Here is a 26,077-nt window from a genome sequence, read left to right as displayed (position 1 = left end):
AAATTATTTTTTCGTAAATTTTGACATATCGAAAAAAGTCAAAATTTGTTGACAGTCATTGATTTTTTGCGTAAGATGTTTAATTGAACGGATACTCTTATCCCGAGCTGGTGGAGGGGCAGGCCCAATGAAACCCGGCAACCTGCGTATATTTTATACGTGTTGGTGCCAACCTGATGCAAGGGCAAAATTTCCCTTGAACGATAAGAGTGAAAGGTAACGAAACGTAATATCCTTTCCTCACGTGTGATGAACACGGCTATGAGCGAAAGGATTTTTTTTATTCTGTTTTACAATTTCGTACTGAGCGAAAATTATATAGTTACAGCCTTTCAGACCCTCGTGTTAAAGCAAATATAGCTTGACGTTAAAAAGGCCGGATACGCATATGCGTAAGCGCTGAAATATAACGGACATGGGTAATGAGTACCGTATCAATAAAAAACAATTGCCAAAGTGATTTAGGAGGAAATGACATGACAAATCGTCGACTGTTTACATCAGAAAGTGTAACGGAAGGACATCCGGACAAAATTTGTGATCAAATTTCGGATGCCATTTTAGACGCTATTTTAGCTGCAGATCCAAATGCACGTGTAGCTTGTGAAACTACGGTAACAACAGGCTTAGTATTAGTATCTGGTGAAATTACAACGTCTACTTATGTAGATATGAAGGGTATTATCCGCGATACAGTAGCAGAAATCGGCTATACACGCGGTAAGTACGGTTTTGATGCTGAAAATCTTGCAGTATTAGTAGCAGTAGGAGAGCAATCACCTGACATTGCACAAGGTGTTGACCAGGCATTGGAAGCACGTGAAGGTTCAATGACGGAAGATGAACTTGAAGCAATCGGTGCAGGTGACCAAGGTTTAATGTTCGGTTATGCATGTAACGAAACACCGGAACTTATGCCGATGCCTATTTCTTTAGCCCACAAATTAGCGCGTCGTTTAACAGAAGTGCGTAAATCAGGGGAATTGGAATATTTACGTCCGGATGGTAAAACACAAGTGACAATTGAATATGATGAAAACAATGAACCTGTTCGTGTGGATACGATCGTTATTTCAACACAGCATGATGAAGAAGCAACATTGGAACAAATCCAAACAGACATTAAAGAACACGTGATTAAACCGGTAGTTCCTGCACATTTATTGGATGAAGCTACAAAATACTTCATCAACCCGACAGGTCGCTTCGTAATTGGCGGACCTAAAGGAGATGCAGGTCTTACAGGTCGTAAAATTATTGTGGATACTTACGGAGGTTATGCACGTCACGGCGGCGGGGCATTCTCAGGTAAGGATGCAACAAAAGTTGACCGTTCTGCAGCATATGCAGCACGCTATGTTGCTAAAAACATTGTAGCAGCTGGCTTAGCTGACCGTGCTGAAGTACAACTGGCGTATGCAATCGGTGTTGCACAACCAGTGTCAATCGCAGTTGATACATTCGGTACAGGTAAAGTGGCAGAATCAGAAATCGTAAACTGGGTTCGTGAGCTATTTGATTTACGTCCTGCAGGCATTATTAAAATGCTTGATTTACGTCGCCCGATCTATAAGCAAACAGCAGCATACGGTCATTTCGGTCGTACAGATTTAAATGTACCATGGGAAAATACGGATAAAGCAGCTGAACTGAAAGCAAAAGCAGGAATTTAATAAAATATAAAGGAGCATCCAGTTAGATGGAGTGCTCCTTTTTTATAATTTCTTTTAAATTTCCTATATAATAGGTAGAGATTCCGAAAAATAATATTTGAGTGTAAAATTATTTCTGAAGTGATTTATAGTATTGACCCTTCGCCACATATTCGGAAATAATCCGGTCCATATCTGCGCGGTCTTCTGCCGTTACTTCACGTACGACTTTTGCTGGTCGACCCATCGCTAAACAATTAGGAGGAATCACTTTTCCCGGTGGAACAAGACTGCCGGCACCGACAAATGCTCCTTCGCCGATTACGGCACCGTCCAATATGATGGAACCCATACCAACTAAAGCACGTTTCTTAATTGTACAGCTATGTAATGTAACTTGATGACCTATTGTTACTTCATCTTCAATAATGAGAGGATAAGCAGGGCTTTGGTGAAGGCAGCTCAAATCCTGTATGCTGACACGCTCTCCGATTATTGTTTTGTTGACATCGCCGCGGATGACCGTGTTAAACCAGATTGAAGTTTCGGCTCCGATTGTTACGTCACCGGTAACTGTGGCATAGTCGGCAATAAATGCGGAAGGGTGGATCGTCGGTTCTTTATCCTTATAAGGGTAAATCATTTTCAATTCCTCATTTCTTCTATAAAATTGTAGATAAATCTATAGATATCGTAACAAAACGTGAAGATTTTTCAATTAACATTTCTTTTAGAACGGAATGTATTATAATTAAACAAATAAAAAGTAATATAATGATGCCGGTGTTAAAGAAGGTGTAACATCGTATTTTTTTGATACAGTTTAACAACTCTGACCTCTATTAAAGGTCACGTATTTATGACAGTAAAATAATTTATATGTAAGGAGTATGGCCATGTGGAAATGGGAAACAGAGCAACAACCAAAAGCCGTAGTCGTTATTCTTCATAGCGCATATGAACATCATCGGTGGTACGCATGGTTAATCGAAAAGTTCCGCAGTTCCCACTTTCATGTTGTAATGGGAGATTTGCCGGGACATGGTGAACAAGGAAAGTATACAAAGTATCATGATGAGGATTTTAAAGAATATTACAAGTATACAAAGGTGTTATTGAAAGTGGCACTGGAATATAATTTACCGCTTTTTATCGTCGGAAATGGGCTAGGAGCTGCAATCGCTACGTATGTGCTTCAGAACAATAAAATAGAATGTGCGGGTGTTGTATTAACATCCCCTTGGTTTAATTTAAAGCTGGCACCTGGAAAATTGTCGAATGCTTTATCAAGCTTCAGCGCTATTACATCCAATGTTAAGCTGAAACATGAATTGGAGCCTCATCATCTTACACGGAATACAGATGTGTTAATGGAATTGAAAGAACAATTACCGTTAACGAGCATGGTGACGGTTAAATGGTATCGGGACTGGCAGCAGATGACTCGGACAATCCGTAATCCCGAATTGAAGTTTCCGGATATCCCTGTATTATTAATGACAGGTGAAAATGATAGAGTAACAGACATCAGTACATCAAAGAAATGGATTACCGAGCATTCGCTTTCAGAGTTTCATTACAAGCAGTGGAAAGGCTGTCTTCATAGCCTGTATTTTGAATTAGAGCGGGAAGATGTCTTTAAATTTACGATTGATTATATTAACAATGTTTTAAGAGATTTGGGCTATATTATTGAATAGTGAAGAACCTAACAAACTTGCAATTTGTTAGGTTTTTTTTAAAAAATAAAAAAATATATCGAAATTTTCGAATATTTGTAATATACTAAATTTCGAATTAATACATTATTTCAACAAGGGGGGTATAATATGGATTTTTTGAATGATTTTGTAGGGTGGGCCAATAATATTTTATGGGGCCCGGTAATGATTTATGGTATTTTAATCGTTGGTTTGTTTTTCTCTATCCTTACAAAATTCGCCCAGGTCAGGCTAATTGGAGACATGTTCAAGTTAATGTTCTCAGGGAAAAAATCAGAAGCAGGTGTTTCGTCATTCCAGGCATTATCGATTGCATTGTCGGGGCGTGTCGGTACAGGTAATATTGTCGGTACCGCAACTGCAATTGCATTCGGTGGACCGGGTGCAGTGTTCTGGATGTGGGTTACTGCATTTATCGGTGCATCAACGGCTTATATGGAGTCGACATTAGCTCAGATTTACAAAGAGAAAAAAGATGGGCAATATCGTGGTGGGCCGGCATTCTATATTGAAAAGACAACAGGTATTCGCGCATTAGGTGTTATTTTTGCCATTGCGATGATTGCATCCGTTGCATTTTTAATGCCAGGTGTTCAGGCAAATGCCATTGCAGGTGCTGTTGATAATGCATTCGGGATTGAACCATGGATTACAGGTCTTATTACAATTCTTTTATTAGCAGTCATTATTTTTGGTGGTGTTAAGCGTATTGCGAATGCTGCCCAGATTTTAGTTCCATTCATGGCATTAGCTTATTTGTTAGTAGCGTTTATAATCATTATTATGAATATTACAGCAGTGCCTGAAGTATTTGCTTTAATTTTCCGTAGTGCATTCGCTACCGACGCTGTATTTGGCGGCATGATCGGTAGTGCGATTTTCTGGGGCGTAAAACGTGCCATCTACTCAAATGAAGCAGGTCAAGGTACTGGACCGCATCCAGCAGCAGCTGCAGAAGTTTCCCATCCTGCTAAGCAAGGATTGGTACAGGCGGCTTCAGTTTATATTGATACAATCTTAGTATGTTCTGCAACAGCATTAATGATTTTATTCATGGGTACATACAATGTCCATGAGGGTAGTCAAGACGGAGCTCTAATCGAAGCAAAAATGGATGAGTCAATTACGTATTCAGGCTTTACACAAGCTGCTGTAAATGAAGCGTTCCCTGCTTTAAATAACTTCGGTTCAGGGTTTGTCGCAATTTCATTATTCCTATTCGCATTCACTACATTAATGGCATACTACTATATCGCTGAAACGAATGTTTCGTATATGTTTAATGGTGGTGCAAGACGAATTGGAATATTCTTAATGAAGTTCGTATTATTGGCTTCGGCATTTTACGGTACGGTTAAAACATCCGATTTAGCTTGGGCATTTGGTGATGTCGGGTTAGGATTAACGGTATGGATTAACGTAATTATGCTATTGTTCATCATGAAGCCAGCCCTCATTGCACTGAAAGATTATGAGCAACAGAAAAAAGAAGGCAAAGATCCAGTGTTTGATCCGAAAAAACTCGGTATTAAAAACGCAGATTTCTGGGAGACATATAAGCAAGATGAATAGAAAAAAAGGGGCAGCTCTTAAAAAGCTGCTCCTTTTTTCGTGGAATAATACAGGTGTAATGCTTCGAACTGTTCCTTAGTAAAATCTTTTTGTCCGCGAATATATTTTTCGTATAGATTATAGTAACAGATTGTTAAATATTCATCGTTGTGATGATGAGTGTATGGCGGATAATTTTCAGGAATATGAAGATCGGCAAAATAACGTTCCATCTTATCGATTGTCCGTATCGTAATGCCTCGCGCGCGCATCTCCTCCAGAACAATTTGTGTATAAATATATAAATCCTCTTTCGGGTACTCGTAAATATAATTGATCAGTACATGTTTGTCTTCTTTGGCAAAAATGCTGTTCAGCTCACGCCACTGGGCAAGCAGCTGACTTTTCGGGATAAAAGGGATTAGCTCGGTATGCCATAAACGCATCGGTTCACCTCATTAAAGAGCTAAGAAAACTTAGCCCTCTATCGGAAATTCTTTTACTTTTTCTAATGCAATGATAAATGGGGGATCATTTTTCTGATTCATAAATTCATAGCGCAGCACATGTACATGTTTTTGCGGTAAATCACTTACATAGCGAATCACTTCATCACGCTCGTCTTTTCCGCCTTCATGACCATGATAAACGACTAAAACGATCATTCCCCCCACCTTTAACAGCTTTAACAAACTTTCAATCGCTTGGATTGTAGTGTTCGGCTTTGTCACAATTTCATGATTGCTGCCTGGCAGATAACCAAGATTGAAAATTGCGGCTGAAACAGGTTTGTGAATATAGTTTGCGACATTTTCATGCCCGTCTTTCAAAACGATCGCCCGGTGCTCAAGTGCATGATCAAGCAGGCGGTGCAGTGTGGCATCAACCGCTTCCTTTTGTACGTCAAATGCATATACATAGCCGTCATCTCCAACGAGATTTGCCAGAAAAAGCGTATCATGTCCATTTCCTGCAGTTGCATCGACCGCAATATCACCTTCGGAAACGGACATTTCCAACAAGGTTTGGGCATATTGAAGAACACGTTCTAATTTCATTTTGTCACATCCGCCTTATAAAACTTCCCTTGATAAGAGCCACGACGTTCCAGCTCCGCATCAATTCCGTTCAGTACTTCCCATTTGTTGACAGACCACATCGGACCGATCATTAAATCGATTGGACCATCACCTGTAATACGGTGGACGATCATTTCGGGCGGGATAATTTCCAGCTGATCTGCTACGAGTTGGATATAAGCATCTTTTTCCATAAACTCAAGCATGCCTTTTTCGTATTGCTTTACAAGTGGTGTTCCTTTTAAAAGATGCAGAAGATGGATTTTGATGCCTTGTACATCAAGCTTCGCCACTTCACGGGCTGTTTCCATCATCATATCGTAATCCTCTAAAGGCAATCCGTTAATAATATGTGTCACAACACGAATCCCATGCTTGCGCAGTTTATTGACACCTTCTACATATGTCGCATAATCATGTGCACGGTTAATTAAATTTGCTGTTTTTTCATGAACTGTCTGAAGCCCCAGTTCAACCCATAAATACGTACGTTCATTTAACTCTGCCAAATATTCTACAACATCATCCGGCAAACAGTCGGGACGGGTTGCAATTGAAAGTCCCATAACTCCTTCACAGGCAAGTGCTGCTTCGAACTTTTCCTTTAATACTTCAAGTGGAGCATGTGTATTTGTATACGCTTGGAAGTAGGCCATTGTTAAACCGTCTTTCCATTTGTGCTCCATCTTTGCTTTAATCTTTTCGAACTGTACCGGAATCGGATCGACTTTACTGCCCGCGAAGTCTCCTGATCCTGCTGCCGAACAGAAAGTGCAACCGCCAAAAGCGACCGTACCGTCGCGGTTTGGACAATCAAACCCTGCATCCAAAGCAACCTTGTAAACTTTCTTTCCGAATTCATTTCGTAAATAGCGATTCCATGTATAATAACGTTTCCCGTCTGACGGGAAAGGGAAATTTGTTTCAGTCATTCCTTGCTCACTCCTCTAACGTATTATTCTAACACGGACAGTACACCGTGTCCTACTAGAAATCTTTTTCTTGTACAAATTCCTTTTAAAGAATAAACTAGTAAATTGAGCAAATATTGAAGGAGGAAGTTGAGTGCCGAAACAAGTATGGTTTTTAATTATTGGCACATTCGTAAATACGGTCGGAAATTCATTTTTATGGCCTTTAAATAGTATTTATATTCATGATCATTTAGGTAAATCTTTAACTACCGCTGGGATTGTCCTTATGCTAAATTCATTGGCAGGTGTATTCGGCAATCTAGTAGGTGGTTATTTATTTGATAAATTAGGTGGCTATAAAGCAATTTTAATTGGGGTTGTATTTAATTTAATCTCAATCACTCTGTTGACCATCTGGCATGACTGGCCGCAGTACATTGTATTTTTAACGATGTTGGGCTTCAGTGGAGGGATTGTATACCCGGCGATTTATGCAATAGCAGGGAGTGCCTGGCCTGAAGGGGGTCGACGTGCGTTCAACTCTATCTTTTTGGCAAACAACGTAGGGGTCGCAATTGGCCCGGCATTGGCAGGTATTGTTGCCGATATTAAGTTTGACTATGTATTTAGTGCGAATCTATTTTTCTATGTGGTATTTTTTGTGCTTGTCCTTACGACCTATAAACGTTTTGATATGAGGGGACTGACAACCAAACCGTTCTCAGGAAATGAGACAAAAAGAAGAAACAGAGGACCGATTGTGGCGATCAGTATATTAAGTATTTCTTTAATCGTCTGCTGGTTAAGCTATTCCCAATGGAGCGCGACCATTTCCTCTTATACACAAGGGCTTGGAATGAGCCTGTCCGAATATAGTTTACTATGGACAATTAATGGCTTCATGATCGTCGCAGTTCAGCCGGTTATCCGACCACTAATAACACGCTGGGAAAACAAAATAAAACATCAGCTGGTGCTGGGTCTCATATTGATGTCGTTTTCTTATATCGTCGTTTATTTTGCACAGGACTTTAAGATGTTTGCTGCGGCTATGGTCATTTTGACATTCGGGGAAGTATTCTTTACACCGGTAATCCCGATGATTGCCAATAAATTGGCGCCTCATGGACAAGAAGGTTTCTATCAAGGACTCGTCAATAGTGCTTCAACAATTGGACGGATGATAGGCCCTGTTTTTGGCGGGTTAATGGTAGATTTATATGGCATGCAAATTTTGATGCTTATACTATCGTTACTCATTATTCTCGCTATTATTCCGTGTCTGGTCTTCGATCGAACACTAGGTAACGAACAAACATAAAACAGTTACTTGTACTTTTGTGCTGAATTCGTTAAAATGAATGAAATAATAATATTGACTGTGATGAGGAATAGTAAATGGACGCACTTTATAGAGAGCTGGCGGCAGGTGGAAGCTAGTAAGTGTCAAATTGAACTCGCCTCGGAGTTTGCTATAGTGAAGTAATAGTAGCTAATGGCCGTGTATTCGCGTTAAGAAATGAAGCTGAGTGCTGCGTCACTAATTTGGGTGGTACCGCGGGAGTAAAATACCTCTCGTCCCTTCTTATCATAAGATGGGACGGGATTTTTTTATTTTTTAAATATTCTGTTAAATCATTGATGATGCGCCTAAAATACATAAACCACAGCAAGAATATATTTAAAGGAGGAATTATTGTGAGTTTTAATCATCAGCAAATTGAAAAAAAGTGGCAAACGTTCTGGGATGTCAATAAAACATTCAAAACTGAAAGTGGAATGGATAAGCCAAAGTTTTATGCATTGGATATGTTCCCGTATCCGTCAGGGGCGGGTCTTCATGTAGGACACCCTGAAGGCTACACAGCGACAGATATTTTATCTCGTTTTAAACGTATGCAAGGCTATAATGTTCTTCATCCAATGGGTTGGGATGCATTCGGTTTACCTGCAGAGCAATATGCACTTGATACAGGAAATGACCCGGCTGAATTTACGGCAAAAAACATCGCAACTTTTAAACGTCAAATTAACGAGCTAGGTTTCTCTTATGACTGGGATCGTGAAATCAACACAACAGACCCTTCATACTACAAATGGACACAATGGATTTTCACGAAGTTAGTGGAGATGGATTTAGCGTATGTGGATGAAGTAGCAGTAAACTGGTGTGAAGCATTAGGTACAGTACTTGCAAACGAAGAAGTAATCGACGGCGTTTCTGAGCGCGGCGGTCACCCTGTAGTACGTCGTCCGATGCGACAATGGGTATTGCGTATTACAAAATATGCAGACCGTTTAGTTGATGATTTAGTGGATGTTGACTGGCCGGAATCAATCAAGGAAATGCAACGTAACTGGATTGGCCGTTCTGAAGGTGCACAAGTGAAATTTACAGTTGCTAACACAGACAAAAACTTCGAAGTATTCACGACACGTCCGGATACATTATTTGGTGCGACATACTGTGTATTAGCTCCAGAGCATAAATTAGTAGCTGATATTACGACTGCAGACCAAAAAGAAGCGGTAGAAGCATACTTGGAAAAAGTATCGTTAAAATCTGATTTGGAACGTACAGACTTAGCTAAAGAAAAAACAGGTGTATTCACAGGTGCTTATGCCGTGAACCCGATCAACGGCAAGCAAGTGCCAATCTGGATTGCGGATTATGTATTGGCAACATACGGAACTGGTGCAATTATGGCTGTTCCTGCACATGATGAGCGTGACTATGAATTCGCAAAAGAGTTCAACTTAGAAATTATTCCGGTTCTTGAAGGCGGAGACATCGAGAAAGAAGCATTCACTGGTGACGGTGCGCACATTAACTCGGATTTCTTAAACGGATTAAATAAAGCGGACGGCATTGCGAAGGCAATCGATTGGTTAGTTGAAAATGGTGTAGGGGAAAAGAAAATCACTTACCGTCTACGCGACTGGTTATTCAGCCGTCAACGTTATTGGGGTGAACCAATTCCAGTCATTCACTGGGAAGATGGCACAATGACAACGATTCCTGTAGAAGAACTGCCATTGGAATTACCGAAAACAACTAATATCCGTCCTTCAGGTACAGGTGAATCACCACTTGCCAATATTGAAGAATGGGTAAATGTAGTAGATCCGGTGACAGGCAAAAAAGGACGCCGTGAAACGAATACAATGCCACAATGGGCTGGTTCATCATGGTACTTCCTGCGCTATATCGATCCGAAAAATGATCAGGCGCTTGCAGATCCGGAATTATTAAAACACTGGCTTCCAGTCGATATTTATATCGGTGGTGCAGAACACGCAGTACTTCACTTACTATACGCACGCTTCTGGCATAAAGTGCTTTATGATCTAGGACTTGTTCATACGAAGGAACCGTTCCAAAAGTTATTTAACCAAGGGATGATTCTAGGTGAAGGCAACGAAAAAATGTCTAAATCAAAAGGTAACGTAGTAAACCCGGATGACATTATCGCTTCACACGGTGCAGATACTTTACGTTTATACGAAATGTTCATGGGACCGCTGGAAGCTTCTGTTGCATGGAGCACGAACGGTCTTGACGGGGCACGTCGTTTCCTAGATCGTATTTGGCGTTTATTCGTAACAGATGAAGGAAAGCTGGCTGCAAAAATTCAGGATTCATCTGATGTAACATTGGAAAAAGTGTATCACCAAACTGTGAAAAAAGTGACGGAAGACTATGAAGGCATTCGCTTCAACACTGCAATTTCACAAATGATGGTATTCATTAATGATTGCTATAAAGCGGAAGTAATTCCGACAGAATATGCAAAAGGCTTCGTGAAGCTTTTATCACCAATCGCACCGCATATTGCTGAAGAACTTTGGTCAATTTTAGGACACGAAGATACAATCACGTATGCAACATGGCCAACATTCGATGAATCGAAACTAGTTGACGATGAAATCGAAGTTGTTGTTCAAGTTTTAGGTAAAGTACGTGCAAAAGTAACGGTTGCTAAAGATATTACTAAAGAAGAATTAGAAAAAGTTGCTTTAGCAGACAGCAAAGTTCAAGAGTTTATCGATGGAAAAACAGTTGTGAAAGTAATTGTTATCCCAGGTAAATTAGTTAATATCGTTGTAAAATAATTGAAACAATATTTAAAAGCCATTTTTCTCATTGAGAAAAATGGCTTTTTTGCTTAAGAAAAATTTAAAGGAAATTTCCAGAAAGTGAAACAATTTCTTGGAAATATGCGACTATAAAGAAAACAGTGAAAGGGGTGGGATCGTGTCAGCACATTTAGAAGAGGTAATGGAGGAATATGGTGAATACTGTATGCGTGTTGCCTATTTATATGTAAAGGATTGGGCAGCTGCAGAAGAAATTGTGCAGGACACATTTTTAGCTTATTACAGGCAACAGGAGCGATTCGAAGGACGATCTTCTTTAAAAACATATTTAGTGAAAATAACGATACATAAAAGTCATGATTATTTAAGAAGCTGGAAACGCAAAATGACCTATATTTTACCAAAAAAGCTTGCCACTCCTTCCATTGAACAAAAGAAAATTCATGAAGAACAGCAGTCAGAGTTAGTTGAAGCTTTGTTGCAGCTATCGATAAAATACCGTGAAGTCCTTATTCTTCATTATTACGATGATTATAAAATCAGGGAAATTGCAGAACTTTTACAGGTAAGTGAAAACACTGTAAAAACGAGGCTTGTTCGAGGGCGAGAAAAACTGAAGCCACTGCTAATGAACTTTGAATGGGAGGTGCAGCAATATGACGAAATGGAAAGATGAAATAGACCGCTATATAGGGGAGGAACAAAAATTCACCCCTGAATTGAGAGCAAAAATATTGCAGAAGGCATCCAAACGTTCGATTGACTGGCGGTATGGGCTGACTGCCGTTTCGTTTTGTATCGTTGTATTCATACTTTTTTTAATGGGGCCAACTCAAGTGGAACCACCAGTCCAAACAGCAACCCCTTTGGAAAAGCTCATTGAAGAAACAACGGTCGAGGAATTTTTTATAAGCTCAAAATATAGTGATGCACAACAATTTTTTGCGCGGGATTCGAGTCGTTTTAAGGATGTGCATGCGTTTAAGAACGAAGAAGATGCCCTTGCTATGAACCGGCTTTTACATGATCTAAAGCTGGCTGAAAGGCCTTCTAATAATGGTTTTAATAGAGATGTGCTTATAGTGATGGCGAATGGTGAACACCTGAAGCTGAAAATCTATAAAAGTGGTGGATGGTTCGCGGTCCAAGATGTTCGAACAAAGTTATTTTATAAACTTGAAGATACATCGGCGGTTAATTATTCAAGATGGAATCAAAAAGTAGAGGAAGCTGGGTTGAGTTTTGGGGAATTAGCAATGGTTGGCGGAGCAATTTTAATGCTCTCCTATATTTTAAAGCTTATTCTGAAATTACCGAAGTCCAGGCAAAAACAACCAAAAACAGTTAGCTGGAAAGGTTCATTAGTCTATATAACAGTCTTTGTTTCAATGCATTACTACAATAATTATTTGCAGGAACATGAATATGTAGTTTATCAGGATCTTCAATTTATTGTATATGCATTAGGATTTATTATTGTAATTCCTTTAATGGAAGATAAGGATAAGCCTAGAAATGAGCAAATTTATGACTGGATTATGTCAGCATCAATCTTATTATTTTTATGGATTCTATTCTTTTATGGATAAGGAGGACCGCGGATGAAAAAGTTATTACTAATTACGTTATTATTTTTACTTAGTGGCTGTACCTCAGATATGACCGCTAAGGAACCGTATTCTGTGGAGAAAGATTATTCATTTGATGAACAGCTCGTACAGTCTGTCCCCCATGACGTTACGCTAAAAGTCTATCCGCGAAGCAATGAACTTGAAATTTCCTTTGTGACGACATATGAACAGGCTGCATTTTTAGCAAGAAATGAGCCGTATTTAACATATGAAACAGTAGAAGGGAATTTTGTATTACCTAAGGCAGATTTAAAAATTGGGGAACGGATTGAAATAGATGATAGCGTGTATTATGGCATGAATATAAGAGTGATCGGTACACAGGTTGAATGGCAGGGGGCGCCGCAATCATTTACACATCTACGCTTTATGTTAGAGGATGAGCAGTTGATGATATTAAATATTGGAAGAATAGCTTTTGATGGGGAAGCCAGGCTTGTATGGACGAAGAGTACAACGACTAAGAAACTAAGGGAAATAGCACAAATCTTGCATGAAAAGCAAAAATAACTATGTTGCGTAACCGATTTCTATGTAATACTAGAATAGTAAATGGTGACATTTAATGAATTGAAGAAAGAAGTGTAACAACATGGCACAAGCATCACATTCAGTACAAATCCCGGTTAGCCAGGACAAAGTATGGGCTTTCGTAAGTAAAATAGAAAAATGGGCAGTATTAGTTCCAGCTTACAAAGAGCATAAAGAACTGGATGCCCAAACATCACATTGGACATTCGAAGGAAACTTTAAAGGTTTAAAGAAAAAAGTTGAAATCGAAATTAAAATTATCGAAATGAATGAGCCTTCTAAAATTAAATTTGAAATTACAGGGCTATCAGATAATATTAAAGGCGGCGGTGAATTTACAGCCGAGCCGAAAGATGGCGGTACATATATGACAGGTACAGTAGAAGTAACTGCTGGCGGTCTTTCAGGTGCAGTATTAAATCCGGCTATTAAAGTATTATTGCCGAAAGTAACGACTCGCTTAACAGAAAAAATCGCTCGTCATATTCAAGCGTAATTACCAAAATCCTACCGGAAAAAAATATCCGGTAGGGTTTTTTAGTGGAACGAAATAGGAGGCAAGGGAGGGGAGATTTAGCCAAAGGTACCGGAAATTTTACCAAAGGTGGAGGGAATTTAGCCAATATCTGTGATGATTTAGTCAATGGGGACTCTTATTTAGCCAACGGACGTTGTTATTTTGCCAATACTTCTCATATTAGTCATCGCCCTTATAATAAATATCTTCAGGAATTAGATAATAGCGGCCTTTTGTTGCACCATACTTTTCAAAATTGAGCCGCGCCAATATTTTTGAAGCTGCAAAAGTACTTTTTATGCCCGTAAATTCACGAAATTCTTTATTTGAAATATGAGGACTAATCAGCACCCGGTAATGATGCAGTGCTTCATGTAAAGCTACCCGGGATTTTGAGTGACATTTTTCGCATTGCCAAATTCCGCGCTCGTAATGCATCCGGCCCATATACTCGCATTTTTGGCATAATACGCCCGATTTTAACCGGCAGCGTGCAATGGTTTTTCTGGCAGGCAAAGGCTGTATTAACATTTTCAGTTTGGAGCATATATCCGTTATATTGACCTTTTTATGGTTATTTTCCGCATAAAGTTTTTCTAAATAACGAGGCAATCCGCTTATATGGATAATCGGGAAACCTTCCAATGAGACGTCAAGCTCTGCGCGGTAATTGGCTATCACAACTAATTGAAGGACGGGCATCGTTATATTTAATTTTTGTAGAAATTGTTTGATAAAAAGTTTGTGGCGGTACACTTGATCAAAGGGATTTGGAAAGTTGTCGCGAGTTTGATTTTCTGTTATGCGGGTAAATTCGTGAAAAACAGGTTTATAAGAGAGCTTTCCTGACAGTTGTTTTACCTCGAAAATGAGGATGAAATACGGAGTAATGAGCAGGGCGTCGATTTGATGGGTAAAACCGCGGTCATTTACACATTCAAAGTTATAAAAAATAGAATAATCGCTTTTAAAGGAGAAATCTTTTAAGGTATTTTTCAGCTTTTTTTCACCCGCAAATCCGGCTTTCATACGGTAAAATTCTTCTTGAAAAGCAGCAGCTTCCGGATCATTTGGGAGTATTCGCTGGACGGCTGCTTCAATGAATAAATAATGATTCGATTTTTTCAAAAAAACACCTCCAAATCAATTCTATATAGCCTATTTCTTGAATGGAAGTGAATTGCCGAAACTTCCTTTTTTAAAAACCGTTCATACGGAGATTGTCTGTTTTCCTGCGCAATTCATCGGAAATAATTAATCTAGTCAATAAACGGAAAGATTTAGTCACTATAAGGATGAATTTAGTCAATATTGTAATGATTATAGTCAACAGAATATATTATTTAGTCATAATAAAAGATTTCCAGCAAACCTATGATAAATATCATATGGAAAATATGACATGTTCTTCTATAACAACTGAATACACTTTTTTATAATTGAATAATGAAAGAGGTGGCTTTATGACACAAATCATGATGGAACAAAGTGGATATAGTGCAAAGGAAGAATTTTGGAACGGGCTGACACACGGAGTTGCGGCATTGCTGACGATTCCCGCAACATTGCTGTTAATAAATAAAGCCCAGCATCAAGGCACAACTTTAGAGCTTATAAGCTATATTATTTTTGGTATTTCAATGTTTTGCCTGTATTTTGCTTCAACGATGTATCATTCATGGCCGAAACATAAAACCTTTCTGAAAAAGCTCGACCATAGCTCAATATTTTTAATGATTGCAGGAACATATACACCGATCGTATTAGTCGCAATTGGAGGCAAATTAGGTTGGATGATTTTTGCGATTCAATGGATTTTAGCAACAATCGGTATTATACTAAAACAATTTTTTGTTTACCGTTTCAAATTACTGTCGCTGTTAGTTTATATCGGAATGGGTTGGCTTATTATTTTTGTTGCCAAGCCACTATTCGCGCATATCGGAATCGCAGGCTTTGCCACATTATTAATCGGTGGCCTCTCGTATACGATCGGCACATACTTTTACAAAAATGACCGCATTCCATACAACCATGCAATTTGGCATGTTTTTGTTTTGGGGGGCAGTGTCGCAATGTTCTTCGCAATTTACTTATATGTATAAACAAAAGAGTCAATCCCCAATACCGGGATTGACTCTTTCTATATGCTCGCTGTAAACTTTTCGATTAGATCCTGCAAATAATCGTCATACTGTTCTTCATTGCGCTTTTTCATTTCTTCCAAAACCTGATTTAAAAATGTTTTGTTGTCCATGAACTGATCAGGCAACGTTTCATATAGTAGCTGATGATGGTAATTTTCCTGATCCAAATATAGCTCAAAATAATAGCCGAGCTTTTCGTCTTCATTGAACATATGCATCATGCAATCTACTTCATAGCATTGCATTATAAAATCATGTTTAAAGCCAACCTGAACGGTAAATGCGATATGTCCGCCTTCACTGTCCAATTTAAAAGAATCCATATCTGAAATTATTTGGTTTTTATGCATGAGCCAGTACAGTTCATTTGCCTGCCGATTTGTCGTAAAGCTTGTAATTCCTTTTGGCGCATTTTCAATGAAGAAATGTTTTGCCAGTTTTGCTTGCACGGCCTCTTCAATTGATGAAGAAGAAGCAATTTTATCGAGCTGCTGACAAACGACTAGCAATAGTGCCGGACTTTTTTGCAAATGTTCAACAATCTTTTTTAATTGCATCGGGCAAACATTTGGGATATTGACTAAATCGACAGCCAAAGTCATGCCGACGCCTTGTTTATTTAAGCCGAGTATCAAATATAATGGAACACTTTTCGCATAGGAGTTATTTTTTTCGACATAGCAAAAAACACGAATGGAAAAGGTAAATTCATCTTTATTACGATTGCTTATTTTAGTGCAAGATAAATGCGTTTGCATTAGCTCATCTGATGCTAAATAAAGCATAGTCTGGTTTTTTTGAGAATTATTCATCGTGCCGTATCCTCCTGAGTGTACATACCTCTTATGATACTAGGGAATGATGAGCAGTTCTAGTATTTTTACGATTAAAATCAGATAACATTACTGTTGACCAGCACTCATACCTGCAATTCGACCTGTTACGAGCGCGGAAGTAATATTATAACCCCCTGTATAACCGTGAATATCCAAAATCTCACCACAGAAGTAGAGTCCCTGTTTTTTCTTGGAAGCCATTGTTTTTGGTTCTATTTCTTTTACCGAAACACCGCCCCCAGTAACAAATGCCTTTTCGATCGGTTGGGTACCGTGAACGTCCATCGTAAATGCGACAAGTTCACGTGCAAAATTGCGAATCTTCTCCTGAGATAATTCTATGCCTGTTAACTGTGCGTCAATACCTGCGCGCTCCATTAAAAATAGAAGCCAGCGTTCCGGAACAAGTGATTTCCATAAGTTTTTCACCGCTTTTTTCGGTTCTTCCTTAATTGTTTTATTCAACATTTGGAAGCATGTTTCCTCGTTGTATTCCGGTAAAGATTGAATTCGGACTTGTACGGGCGCGCTGCCGGATTTCAGCTGCTCTTTTACAATAAATTGGCTGCATCGTAAAATGGCAGGACCACTTAAACCGAAATGCGTAAACAGCATATCCATCTGATGTGTAACAAGAACTTTTCCTTTTTTATTCAGGACAGAGACAGCTGCATCACGTAATGCCAGCCCTTGCAGCTCACGTGATTGAATGAATGGTTCTTTAGAAGTTACCGGAACTTCTGTAGGGTAAAGCGTAGTAACGGTATGGCCAGCACGTTCTGCCCACGGATAACCGTCTCCAGTTGAGCCTGTTTGAGGAACAGCTTTACCGCCGACTGCGACAACAACTGCATTAGTACGGATTTCTTCGCCGCTCTCCAAACGTACACCATAGATCTTTTCATCATCCATGAGTAATTTATTTACTGCTGTGTGTAAACGGACTTCTACTTTTAATCGTTTCATTTCATTGACAAGGGCATCTACAACATCTTGTGCGCGGTTGGAGACAGGGAACATACGTCCATGATCCTCTTCTTTTAATGCCACGCCAAGCCCTTCGAAAAATGCAATGATATCTTCATTATTATAAACGGTAAAGGGACTGTATAAAAAACGTCCATTGCCGGGTATATGTTTAATGATTTCTTCCGCTGATAGTCGATTTGTTACGTTGCAACGTCCACCACCTGATATGGCCAATTTCTTTCCTACTTTTGAGCCCTTTTCAAGGAGCAGCACTTTTTTGTTTTGCTCGGCTGCTGCGATTGCTGCCATCAATCCTGATGGACCGCCTCCTATTACAATTACATCATACATAGATAATTTCTCACTTTCTTTTGCAAAAATTTTTTCGTTCAACGGATTTTTCTCTTACTTATTATACACGAAGTGAAGAAACTATTTGAGTAAATGGTCTTTCACATGTAAACTTGTAAAAGGAAATGTACGGGAACTTTTTGAGGAGAGTACCGTCACATGAAGGAAGTTAAATAATGTAAATAAATAACTTGCTCTACAGAGTTGTAAGGTAAGTGAATTGTTATACTAAGAGAATTTCATATAGAACGGTAGGTTATTTCATGTCTTCATTAATGAAAGGAACAGCCATATTGACAATCGGGTTGTTTCTATCAAAGCTTTTAGGGTTAATTTATATTTTCCCGTTTTACGCCATTGTAGGTGAAGATAATATTGCTTTATACAATTACGCCTACATTCCTTATAACATTATGTTAAGTGTTGCCATTGCGGGACTGCCGATTGCAGTTTCAAAATTCGTCTCGAAATATAATGCACTTGGAGATTATGATGCCGGCCGAAGACTAGTAAAAACAGGTGCTTTACTGATGACGCTTACAGGAATTGTAGCGTTTATTTTAATGAATCTGCTTGCAACCCCGCTTGCAAATATAGTGATTGACAGTGAAGAACAGACATTTACTGTTGAGCAAGTAGCGAACGTGATCAAATGGGTGAGCTATGCATTAATTGTTGTACCGTTTATGAGTTTAGTACGTGGTTACTTGCAAGGATACGGCCACTATTTACCGACATCTGTTTCTCAGTTAGTCGAGCAGATCGTGCGCATTGTCTTTTTACTTGGTGGGGCATTCCTCGTTGTTAAAGTGATGGGCGGTGATGAGATTGCCGCAATTAATTTCTCGGTGTTTGCCGCATTTATTGGAGCGATTGGCGGACTGTTGACATTGTTTTATTTCTGGAAAAAGCTACGCCCTGAAATTAAGGCTGTTCAAACTGTTGCACCGAAAGAACAGAGGCTTCCTTATTCGGATATGTACAAAGAAATTTTCAAATATTCGATTCCTGTTGTGTTCGTCGGGTTGGGAGGATCGTTATTCCAGCTTATCGATTTGCTGACATTTAACCGTGCGATGAGCGCAAGTGGAGTACCGGCGGAAATTTATGAACCGTATTTTACAATGCTCAATTTGCTAACACAAAAAATCGTCATGATACCTGTTGTGTTGGCGACAGGCTTTTCAATGGCAATCATTCCGACGGTGACGAAATTTTATACGGAAGGTAATTTGCGTCAAGTACATAGTGCGATGGATAAAACGTATCAAGTACTGCTGTTTATTACTGTACCGGCAGCGATCGGAATTTCAATTTTGGCGGAAGATTTGTATCATTTCTTCTATTCCTTCAGCGAAATGGGTACACAAGTATTAAGTCACTACGCACCACTTGCGATTTTCTTTGCTTTATTTTCAGTAACAGCTGCTATGTTACAAGGGGTCAATTACCAAAAGTGGGTCATCTTCAGTTTACTTGTCGGCTTGCTTACAAAGACGATACTCACGATACCGCTTATCCACCTCATGTCGGTAGATGGAGCGATTTTAGCGACAGCACTTGGCTATGGAGCGACAATCGCAATTAATATTTTTGTCCTGAAAAAAGTGACAGATTACAATGCGACAGTTGTTTTGCGACGTATTTTATTAATTATTATTCTCACTGTTGTGATGGCTTTAGGTGTATGGATTACACATATGATTTTAACGGCGATTGCCCCGGCAGATACAAAAGTCTTGGCACTGCTATATGCAATTATTTGTGCAGGAGTCGGTGCGATTCTTTACGGCGCGATTTCATATCGACTAGGGTTAGCCCAATTATTATTAGGTGAAAAATTCACGAAAATTGCACGTAAATTAAGATTAGTAAAATAAAAATGAGGACGTCTACAATAAAAGGCGTCCCCTTTTTTCATGGAGGACTTTATGCGTTTAGATAAATTATTGGCCAATATGGGCTACGGCTCACGAAAAGAAGTAAAACTATTATTAAAACAAAAAGCGGTAACAGTGGACGGAGTTACCGTAAAAGATTCAGCAATGCATGTAAATCCTGAAAAGCAAAATGTTTCGGTATTCGGTGAGCGTGTGGAATATGTGGAGTTTGTTTATTTAATGATGAATAAACCACCGGGTGTCATCTCAGCTACAGAAGACCGTTATGATCAAACGGTCATTGATTTACTTGATCCGTCTTATCAGCACTTTGAGCCATTTCCTGTCGGACGGTTGGATAAAGATACGGAAGGGTTGCTGTTAATTACAAATGACGGTAATTTAGCACATAATCTGCTTTCTCCTAAAAAGCATGTCCCAAAATGGTATTACGCGAAAATAGACGGAGTAGTAACGGAAGCCGATATCGAAACTTTCGCACAAGGTGTAACATTGGATGATGGCTATCATACAAAGCCGGGGGAATTAAAAATATTAGTTTCTGGCGAAGAATCGGAAATTGAACTGATGATCCAAGAAGGTAAGTTCCATCAAGTGAAGCGCATGTTCGAGGCGGTAGGCAAGAAAGTGACGTATTTAAAGCGTCTGTCAATGGGAACATTGGAGCTTGATGAAGAATTGGCTTTAGGGGAATACCGCGAGCTGACAGAACAGGAACTTGAACTTTTAGCGATAAAATAATAAACAAAGGAAAAGCGAATGCCCCGACGAAAAGGCATTCGCTTCTTTTAGTTCTCTGTGTCAAGAACTAAGTGAACGCTTGCTGAGTCAGCAATGTTCATAATATTTCATTTGTAACTGATCGACACCTTACGTTATGTTGGGACAATTAGTCCTTTCTCACAAAATAAAGAATCAGCCGCTTTCAAGAATTCTAAGATGTCATTTTTACTTTTTTCTTCGTCGTTGTCCATTTACCCCGACTTGGACTCATTACCAAGTCATTGAAGGCTAACACATTCAAATCTCTTTGAATGGTGCGAGGAGTGATGTTAAACTCTTCGACTAAATCCTGTGTAGTCACTTCTCCTTTATTCAGGATAAACATATACACGTCTTTAATACGATTAAGCATTCTATCAGTAGTTGGCTTCATTTCTAAAAACCACTCCTTCGATCTTAATTTCTCATGGCATAAGACTAGCGGACGACAAAATATGTGCGGAGTGCACTTAGGCTTTAATAGTTTGCCTTAGACATCCCCTTTTCTGAAAGTTTGGTCAGAATAGATGTTCTGACACATACATTATAGCGGAAAACCAAACAGATTTCCAGAAATGAAAGACGAAAAACACTATTTTTACAGAAAATTCATATATTTAATATTCCTAGAAATAGAGAAAATGATGATTTTGTCAAATGATTATTGTAATTTCAAGAAGAAGGAGTACAATAACAATATTATAAAAATGAGGTGTCGTGATGGATTGGTTACAACTGGCTCAGGAAAGAAAAGAAGAGCTTATTCAGGAATTACAGCAATTGATTCAAATAGAAAGTGTAAAAGATGAAAATAATTTTTCTGATATAATGCCTTTCGGTGCTGGACCTAAAGCAGCATTGGAATTCATGCTTCAAAAAGGTATCGAGCAAGGGATGATTACAAAAAACGTGGATCATATGGCCGGCCATATTGAAATGGGCCATGGTGAAGAACTTGTCGGGGTACTTTGCCACGTAGATGTAGTGCCTGCAGGAGATGCTGCAAGCTGGACATATCCTCCGTTTGAAGGACAAGTGGCCGATGGAAAATTATTTGGCCGTGGTGCAATCGATGACAAAGGTCCAACAATGGCTGCATGGCTGGCGATGAAGCTGATTCATGATGCAAAAATTCCTTTGAAAAAACGTGTACGTATGATTATTGGCACAGATGAAGAAAGTGGATTCCAATGCGTAACGCGCTACTTCGAAAAAGAGGAAATGCCGACAATTGGTTTTGCACCTGATGCAGATTTTCCGCTAATCAACGCTGAAAAAGGTATTGCCCATTTAACGTTCTCAAGTAAAGAAAAACAATCAGGCGATGAGCAATTACTGTCATTCTATGCAGGCAACCGAACAAATATGGTGCCTGATGAAGCGACAGCTATTTTAAAATATGCCGAAGAAAGCACAAATGAGAATTTTCTGAAATATTTAAAAGAAAATGATGTTGAAGGTACTTTCACTAAAAATGATAATGGGATTATAATTGTGGTGAAAGGTAAATCAGCTCATGCAATGGAACCGGAAAAGGGAAGAAATGCAGCAGTTTACTTAGCGAAATTTTTACAAAATGTTGTGAAGACAAAACAAAGTAAGGCATTTGTTGATTTTATTGTCCGTGTTTTTGAGGATCATTTTGGAGCAGCATTGGACTTCCAATTTGAAGATGCAATGTCAGGACCGACAACATTAAATCCTGGAATCATAAGCTTTGATGATCGTGGTGCATCAATTGAAGTGAGTATGCGCTATTCTGTAACATATCCATTCGAAGAAAAAATTACGAAAGCACAGGCACTACTCCAAAATGAAGCGTTTACGCTAGATGTAGTGAGCAATTCAGTTCCGCATTATGTGAGCGAGGAAGATGAATTGGTGCAAACATTGCTGCAAGTTTACCGCAAATACAGCAATGACTACTCGAAGCCACTTTCAACTGGCGGAGGAACTTATGCACGCGTTATGGAAAAAGGGGTCGCATTCGGAATGCTGTTCCCAGGCGAACAAGATGTTGCCCACCAGGCCGACGAATTTGTTGATATTGAAAACTTGATAAAGGCGGCTGCGATTTATGCAGAAGCAATCGTAAATTTAGCAACTAACTAATAAAAAGGTGGTATTTGAGATGAGCTTTAGTTTATGGAATGATCAAATTGTAAAAAATGAAGAAGTACTGGTGGATAAGGAAGACCGCGGTTACCAATTCGGCGACGGTGTATATGAAGTCGTGAAAGTATATAATGGAGAATTGTTTACAGCGACTGAGCATATTGACCGTTTTTATAGCAGTGCTGAAAAAATCCGCATTACAGTTCCTTATACTAAAGATAAATTGCACCAATTATTGCATGAACTTGTAGAAGCTAATAATATTGACACAGGTCATGTTTACTTCCAAATTACACGTGGTGCCGGCCCTCGTAACCACATTTTCCCTGGGGATGATGTGAAACCGGTAATTACAGGGAATACAAAAGAAAATCCGCGCCCATTAGAAAACTTTGAAAAAGGTGTAAAAGCTACATTTGTGGAAGATATTCGCTGGTTACGTTGTGATATTAAATCATTAAACTTGCTTGGTGCGGTTCTTGCAAAACAGGAAGCCTATGAAAAGGGCTGCTATGAAGCGATTTTACACCGTGATGAAATCATTACGGAAGGTTCATCTTCAAATATTTACGGAATTAAAGAAGGCGTACTCTATACACACCCAGCCAATAACCTGATTTTAAATGGAATTACACGTCAAGTAATCATTAAATGTGCTGCGGAAATCGGTCTTCCTGTTAACGAACAGGCGATGACGAAAGAACAGCTGCTTGCTATGGATGAAGTAATCGTTTCTTCAACAACATCAGAAGTAACGCCAGTTATTGAAATTGACGGTAAAGTTATCGGCAACGGTACACCGGGCGAATGGACACGTAAATTACAAGCACAATTTGAAACAAAAATTCCAAAAGGGATTAAAGCTTAATTTAGTACGCCGTATTATATTAATAAGCAAAAACATTATTGCGAACAAGTTGATTGGAATGGAGGGCGAGTGTTCGTGCTGACGGTTTCACCTTTCGCACTGTTAAAACACTAGCTGACGGCTTACGCCTTTCGCTACAAGATTTTCTCTGTGACGAAAGCGTAAGCGTCAGTCACAAGCAAAGCTTCCTGCGGGAATAGCGTGACGCCTGAGACTAGGAACAAAAGCTAAGAACGCCACGTCCTGTGGCAACGCTTTTGTGACCAACATCCTGTTGGCCTCACGTCCGCGGAAAGCGTCCGACCCGGAATGGAAATCAACCCCGATGTTATGGGAAAATTATAATTCCTTAATTTAAAAATAGCGCGTTGCTTAACGGCAAGGCGCTATTTTTTTTTGCAGATAACCTGTAGAATATAACGTAATGAAGATTTGGAATGAACTTAGGGAGTAGATAAAATGGCTCAGTTAATAAAACTTCAAGATTATATTTCACGATACGAAATTGACTTGGCACGCTATCCAACGCAGTTTATTCGCTTAAAGCAAAATCAGTGGGAGCGAATAAAGTATCAATGGCAGACGGGTGAAACAATCGAACGTTGGGAACATATTGAGGAAGAAGTAAAGGAAGAGAAGAAAAAATCATTGTTCAAAAAACTTTTCCCTTTCAAAAAAGATGTAGAAGTATTTGAAGAAGAACAAGAAGATATCGAAAAAGTGAACATTTCCAACGATTGGGCTGTAGAAGAAAATGCGTATCAGGAAGAAGATACGACGTTAATTTTTGAACCGAATCTTGTCTATACGCCAAAAACATTGGAAGAACTTAAGAAAATGTTCATTGATCAGTTTTTTCATTTTCAAATGAAATGGGCAAGCTCGACATTACGTGAAAAATCTTATGTAGATCCAAAATTTATGCGTGATACATTATTGCGTTCCATGCTTCAAACATTGCCGGACAATTACTTAGTATTCTATTATCCGATTTTACGTGTAAAAAAAGCGCCGATAGAATTGGATATTATCATTATGACACCGACAGAATGTCTATGCATTACGGTTTTGGAACAGGAAAGTCAGGCGGTATATATTGCAAATAGTGAACGTTTCTGGTTAAAGAAGGTCGGGAAAAATGAAAAAAAAGTGTTAAGCCCTTTAATTCAATTAAACCGGATGGAAAAAGTGATCGAACAGATTTTTCAACAGAATCAAATTGAATTGCCGATTCGAAAAGTATTGTTAACACGAAATGGCTATATTGATTATCCTGGAACAATGTATGGCGTTTCATTTGTGGATAAACGAAAATTCCCTGAGTGGATGGGCCAATTAGCGCGTTCCGTTTCACCGATGAAGCATATGCAAATACGTGGGGCACAATCCATCTTAAATACTGTTCAGACAACATCCTTTCATCGGGATATTTGGAATACGGAAAATAAGGAAGATTAAACAATGGAAGTGCATTTTATAATTAATCCTAAGGCAGGTAACGGCCAGGGGGTTAAACGTTGGCGCCATTTCCAAAAGCAGTTGACGATCCCTTATCAAATCCATTGGACAAAATACAAAGGTAATTCGCTTCTGCTGGCAAAGGAATTTGCCGGACGGTCAACAAAGGAAAACCCGGTCTGTTTAATTGCTATCGGAGGCGATGGGACAATCCACGAAGTACTGAATGGTGCAGTCCATTCTGAAAATGTCTATATAGGGGCAATTTCGGCAGGTTCCGGCAATGATTTTGCCAGAGGATATAAAGCATTCGAAACGGGTGAACAGCTAGAGCAATTTGTAAACACAGTAAAAAGTACTTCACACGATTGTGGGGTAGTGAACCTCAATGGGAGAACCAAATACTTCATTAATAATTTTGGTGTAGGGTTTGATGCATTAGTGGCGAATACCGCAAACAACTCCCCACTCAAAAGTACCCTTAATAAATGGAAACTGGGAAAGCTGAGTTATCCGTATTATGTCATTCAAGCCCTGTTTTCATATCGACCATTTACGCTTACAGTATTCCAGGAAGAGAGAATAAGGCGCTATGAAAATGTGTGGTTTGTTACGGCGAGCAATCAGCCTTATTTTGGTGGGGGAATGAAGTTATCTCCACAGTCAAATACAACCGACGGCCGGTTCGAACTGACCGTCGTTTCCAATTTATCGAAATGGAAATTATTATTTCTTTTCGGAACAGTCTTTTTAGGGAAGCATACACTTTTGAAGGAAGTTGAGCAGTTTGCAGCGACGGATGTACAGTTGATTTTTGAGGATCCGGTCTTGGTACATGCAGACGGGGAAACTCAAAAGTTAACTCCTGGTCAAAATACAATTGAAATTTCCGTTCAGAAAAATGCGTGGAATTTAGCAAAATAAAAGCAAACGAAGCTATTATCCGTTATAATATGAGGCAGCTACACAATAGAAA

Annotated in this window: 24 protein-coding genes, 1 riboswitch and 1 other annotated feature; of the genes, 16 read left to right on the top strand and 8 right to left on the bottom strand. The window is 39.2% G+C overall.

The window, feature by feature from the left end; translation table 11 throughout:
* Positions 1 to 94 precede the first annotated feature (94 nt).
* Positions 95 to 210: riboswitch (SAM riboswitch) on the top strand.
* Between the two features lie 266 nt (positions 211 to 476).
* Positions 477 to 1,673: a methionine adenosyltransferase gene (gene metK / locus MKY51_RS12910; RefSeq protein ID WP_079528596.1), complete on the top strand. Its 1,197-nt coding sequence runs from the start codon at positions 477 to 479 to the stop codon at positions 1,671 to 1,673.
* Between the two features lie 109 nt (positions 1,674 to 1,782).
* Here the strand turns inward: metK and MKY51_RS12905 are convergent, their stop codons facing one another.
* Entirely contained in the window at positions 1,783 to 2,295 is a 513-nt protein-coding gene (locus MKY51_RS12905; RefSeq protein WP_339172731.1) for a gamma carbonic anhydrase family protein, read from the bottom strand.
* A gap of 253 nt (positions 2,296 to 2,548) precedes the next feature.
* On the opposite strand from MKY51_RS12905, the gene MKY51_RS12900 reads away from it, so the two are divergent.
* Complete coding sequence (locus tag MKY51_RS12900; protein ID WP_339172728.1) at positions 2,549 to 3,352, top strand: alpha/beta hydrolase; 804 nt, start codon at positions 2,549 to 2,551, stop codon at positions 3,350 to 3,352.
* A 129-nt stretch (positions 3,353 to 3,481) separates the two neighbouring features.
* Positions 3,482 to 4,945, top strand: coding sequence for an alanine/glycine:cation symporter family protein (locus MKY51_RS12895; RefSeq protein ID WP_339172726.1), 1,464 nt, complete (start codon positions 3,482 to 3,484; stop codon positions 4,943 to 4,945).
* Between the two features lie 17 nt (positions 4,946 to 4,962).
* On the opposite strand, the gene MKY51_RS12890 is transcribed toward MKY51_RS12895, so the two are convergent.
* The 3 genes from MKY51_RS12890 to MKY51_RS12880 are packed head-to-tail and all read right to left on the bottom strand — an operon-like array spanning position 4,963 to position 6,935.
* Positions 4,963 to 5,370 carry a pyrimidine dimer DNA glycosylase/endonuclease V gene (locus MKY51_RS12890; protein ID WP_339172725.1) on the bottom strand — a complete coding sequence of 136 codons (408 nt, stop codon included), beginning with the start codon at positions 5,368 to 5,370 and terminating at the stop codon, positions 4,963 to 4,965.
* 30 nt (positions 5,371 to 5,400) lie between these two features.
* Entirely contained in the window at positions 5,401 to 5,982 is a 582-nt protein-coding gene (locus MKY51_RS12885) for a class I SAM-dependent methyltransferase (protein WP_339172723.1), read from the bottom strand.
* Positions 5,979 to 6,935, bottom strand: coding sequence for a TIGR01212 family radical SAM protein (locus tag MKY51_RS12880; protein ID WP_339172721.1), 957 nt, complete (start codon positions 6,933 to 6,935; stop codon positions 5,979 to 5,981). The genes MKY51_RS12885 and MKY51_RS12880 overlap by 4 nt, the downstream gene beginning before the upstream one ends.
* A 133-nt stretch (positions 6,936 to 7,068) precedes the next feature.
* On the opposite strand from MKY51_RS12880, the gene MKY51_RS12875 reads away from it, so the two are divergent.
* From MKY51_RS12875 to MKY51_RS12850, 6 genes are all read left to right on the top strand, one after another.
* Positions 7,069 to 8,238, top strand: a complete 1,170-nt coding sequence (locus MKY51_RS12875; RefSeq protein ID WP_339172719.1) for an MFS transporter — start codon at positions 7,069 to 7,071, stop codon at positions 8,236 to 8,238.
* A 51-nt stretch (positions 8,239 to 8,289) separates the two neighbouring features.
* Positions 8,290 to 8,503, top strand: a binding site (T-box leader).
* Positions 8,504 to 8,615: 112 nt separating this feature from the next.
* Positions 8,616 to 11,030, top strand: a complete 2,415-nt coding sequence (leuS, locus tag MKY51_RS12870; protein ID WP_339172716.1) for a leucine--tRNA ligase — start codon at positions 8,616 to 8,618, stop codon at positions 11,028 to 11,030.
* Between the two features lie 142 nt (positions 11,031 to 11,172).
* Positions 11,173 to 11,691 (top strand): sigma-70 family RNA polymerase sigma factor, encoded by a 519-nt coding sequence (locus MKY51_RS12865; protein ID WP_339172714.1) that lies wholly within the window; start codon positions 11,173 to 11,175, stop codon positions 11,689 to 11,691.
* Positions 11,672 to 12,604 (top strand): hypothetical protein, encoded by a 933-nt coding sequence (locus tag MKY51_RS12860; RefSeq protein ID WP_339172711.1) that lies wholly within the window; start codon positions 11,672 to 11,674, stop codon positions 12,602 to 12,604. The genes MKY51_RS12865 and MKY51_RS12860 overlap by 20 nt, the downstream gene beginning before the upstream one ends.
* A 12-nt stretch (positions 12,605 to 12,616) precedes the next feature.
* Positions 12,617 to 13,156 carry a hypothetical protein gene (locus MKY51_RS12855; protein WP_339172709.1) on the top strand — a complete coding sequence of 180 codons (540 nt, stop codon included), beginning with the start codon at positions 12,617 to 12,619 and terminating at the stop codon, positions 13,154 to 13,156.
* 82 nt (positions 13,157 to 13,238) lie between these two features.
* Entirely contained in the window at positions 13,239 to 13,673 is a 435-nt protein-coding gene (locus MKY51_RS12850) for an SRPBCC family protein (RefSeq protein ID WP_339172707.1), read from the top strand.
* 201 nt (positions 13,674 to 13,874) lie between these two features.
* Here MKY51_RS12850 and MKY51_RS12845 read toward each other — a convergent pair whose 3' ends face one another.
* Complete coding sequence (locus tag MKY51_RS12845) at positions 13,875 to 14,822, bottom strand: nuclease-related domain-containing protein (protein WP_339172704.1); 948 nt, start codon at positions 14,820 to 14,822, stop codon at positions 13,875 to 13,877.
* 335 nt (positions 14,823 to 15,157) lie between these two features.
* Here MKY51_RS12845 and MKY51_RS12840 point away from each other — a divergent pair, with 335 nt between their 5' ends.
* The gene (locus MKY51_RS12840; RefSeq protein ID WP_339172701.1) at positions 15,158 to 15,799 is read left to right on the top strand and encodes a hemolysin III family protein; all 642 of its coding nucleotides are present in this window, start codon (positions 15,158 to 15,160) and stop codon (positions 15,797 to 15,799) included.
* A gap of 38 nt (positions 15,800 to 15,837) precedes the next feature.
* On the opposite strand, the gene MKY51_RS12835 is transcribed toward MKY51_RS12840, so the two are convergent.
* Both MKY51_RS12835 and MKY51_RS12830 read right to left on the bottom strand, forming a co-directional pair.
* Complete coding sequence (locus tag MKY51_RS12835) at positions 15,838 to 16,653, bottom strand: cysteine methyltransferase (RefSeq protein ID WP_339172698.1); 816 nt, start codon at positions 16,651 to 16,653, stop codon at positions 15,838 to 15,840.
* A 90-nt stretch (positions 16,654 to 16,743) separates the two neighbouring features.
* Positions 16,744 to 17,997 carry an NAD(P)/FAD-dependent oxidoreductase gene (locus MKY51_RS12830; RefSeq protein ID WP_339176634.1) on the bottom strand — a complete coding sequence of 418 codons (1,254 nt, stop codon included), beginning with the start codon at positions 17,995 to 17,997 and terminating at the stop codon, positions 16,744 to 16,746.
* A gap of 263 nt (positions 17,998 to 18,260) precedes the next feature.
* Between MKY51_RS12830 and MKY51_RS12825 the strand changes: the two genes are divergently transcribed.
* Positions 18,261 to 19,877, top strand: coding sequence for a polysaccharide biosynthesis protein (locus MKY51_RS12825; protein ID WP_339172695.1), 1,617 nt, complete (start codon positions 18,261 to 18,263; stop codon positions 19,875 to 19,877).
* A gap of 51 nt (positions 19,878 to 19,928) precedes the next feature.
* Complete coding sequence (locus MKY51_RS12820; RefSeq protein ID WP_339172693.1) at positions 19,929 to 20,639, top strand: pseudouridine synthase; 711 nt, start codon at positions 19,929 to 19,931, stop codon at positions 20,637 to 20,639.
* 193 nt (positions 20,640 to 20,832) lie between these two features.
* Here the strand turns inward: MKY51_RS12820 and MKY51_RS12815 are convergent, their stop codons facing one another.
* Positions 20,833 to 21,054, bottom strand: a complete 222-nt coding sequence (locus MKY51_RS12815; protein ID WP_008408196.1) for a DeoR family transcriptional regulator — start codon at positions 21,052 to 21,054, stop codon at positions 20,833 to 20,835.
* A gap of 326 nt (positions 21,055 to 21,380) precedes the next feature.
* On the opposite strand from MKY51_RS12815, the gene pepV reads away from it, so the two are divergent.
* The 4 genes from pepV to MKY51_RS12795 all read left to right on the top strand — a co-directional run bounded on the left by pepV (position 21,381) and on the right by MKY51_RS12795 (position 26,025).
* Entirely contained in the window at positions 21,381 to 22,772 is a 1,392-nt protein-coding gene (pepV, locus tag MKY51_RS12810) for a dipeptidase PepV (protein ID WP_339172690.1), read from the top strand.
* Between the two features lie 19 nt (positions 22,773 to 22,791).
* Positions 22,792 to 23,643: a D-amino-acid transaminase gene (dat, locus tag MKY51_RS12805; RefSeq protein ID WP_339172689.1), complete on the top strand. Its 852-nt coding sequence runs from the start codon at positions 22,792 to 22,794 to the stop codon at positions 23,641 to 23,643.
* A 459-nt stretch (positions 23,644 to 24,102) separates the two neighbouring features.
* Positions 24,103 to 25,101 carry a nuclease-related domain-containing protein gene (locus MKY51_RS12800; protein WP_339172687.1) on the top strand — a complete coding sequence of 333 codons (999 nt, stop codon included), beginning with the start codon at positions 24,103 to 24,105 and terminating at the stop codon, positions 25,099 to 25,101.
* 3 nt (positions 25,102 to 25,104) lie between these two features.
* Positions 25,105 to 26,025 (top strand): YegS/Rv2252/BmrU family lipid kinase, encoded by a 921-nt coding sequence (locus MKY51_RS12795; protein ID WP_339172684.1) that lies wholly within the window; start codon positions 25,105 to 25,107, stop codon positions 26,023 to 26,025.
* Positions 26,026 to 26,077 lie beyond the last annotated feature (52 nt).

The sequence above is a fragment of the Solibacillus sp. FSL R5-0691 genome, assembly GCF_037974225.1.
Classification (GTDB): domain Bacteria; phylum Bacillota; class Bacilli; order Bacillales_A; family Planococcaceae; genus Solibacillus.
The sequence above is the reverse complement of the archived record's forward strand: the minus strand, read 5'-3'. Positions and strand labels throughout refer to the sequence as shown.

Coding starts and splice junctions, on each gene's coding strand:
- MKY51_RS12885 (WP_339172723.1), bottom strand. CDS start 5,982: ATGAAATTAGAACGTGTTCTTCAATATGCCCAAACCTTGTTGGAAATG.
- MKY51_RS12855 (WP_339172709.1), top strand. CDS start 12,617: ATGAAAAAGTTATTACTAATTACGTTATTATTTTTACTTAGTGGCTGT.
- dat (WP_339172689.1), top strand. CDS start 22,792: ATGAGCTTTAGTTTATGGAATGATCAAATTGTAAAAAATGAAGAAGTA.
- MKY51_RS12850 (WP_339172707.1), top strand. CDS start 13,239: ATGGCACAAGCATCACATTCAGTACAAATCCCGGTTAGCCAGGACAAA.
- MKY51_RS12860 (WP_339172711.1), top strand. CDS start 11,672: ATGACGAAATGGAAAGATGAAATAGACCGCTATATAGGGGAGGAACAA.
- MKY51_RS12830 (WP_339176634.1), bottom strand. CDS start 17,997: ATGTATGATGTAATTGTAATAGGAGGCGGTCCATCAGGATTGATGGCA.
- MKY51_RS12890 (WP_339172725.1), bottom strand. CDS start 5,370: ATGCGTTTATGGCATACCGAGCTAATCCCTTTTATCCCGAAAAGTCAG.
- MKY51_RS12840 (WP_339172701.1), top strand. CDS start 15,158: ATGACACAAATCATGATGGAACAAAGTGGATATAGTGCAAAGGAAGAA.
- MKY51_RS12820 (WP_339172693.1), top strand. CDS start 19,929: ATGCGTTTAGATAAATTATTGGCCAATATGGGCTACGGCTCACGAAAA.
- pepV (WP_339172690.1), top strand. CDS start 21,381: ATGGATTGGTTACAACTGGCTCAGGAAAGAAAAGAAGAGCTTATTCAG.
- MKY51_RS12815 (WP_008408196.1), bottom strand. CDS start 21,054: ATGAAGCCAACTACTGATAGAATGCTTAATCGTATTAAAGACGTGTAT.
- MKY51_RS12825 (WP_339172695.1), top strand. CDS start 18,261: ATGTCTTCATTAATGAAAGGAACAGCCATATTGACAATCGGGTTGTTT.
- MKY51_RS12900 (WP_339172728.1), top strand. CDS start 2,549: ATGTGGAAATGGGAAACAGAGCAACAACCAAAAGCCGTAGTCGTTATT.
- MKY51_RS12800 (WP_339172687.1), top strand. CDS start 24,103: ATGGCTCAGTTAATAAAACTTCAAGATTATATTTCACGATACGAAATT.
- metK (WP_079528596.1), top strand. CDS start 477: ATGACAAATCGTCGACTGTTTACATCAGAAAGTGTAACGGAAGGACAT.
- MKY51_RS12795 (WP_339172684.1), top strand. CDS start 25,105: ATGGAAGTGCATTTTATAATTAATCCTAAGGCAGGTAACGGCCAGGGG.
- MKY51_RS12835 (WP_339172698.1), bottom strand. CDS start 16,653: ATGAATAATTCTCAAAAAAACCAGACTATGCTTTATTTAGCATCAGAT.
- MKY51_RS12895 (WP_339172726.1), top strand. CDS start 3,482: ATGGATTTTTTGAATGATTTTGTAGGGTGGGCCAATAATATTTTATGG.
- MKY51_RS12905 (WP_339172731.1), bottom strand. CDS start 2,295: ATGATTTACCCTTATAAGGATAAAGAACCGACGATCCACCCTTCCGCA.
- MKY51_RS12880 (WP_339172721.1), bottom strand. CDS start 6,935: ATGACTGAAACAAATTTCCCTTTCCCGTCAGACGGGAAACGTTATTAT.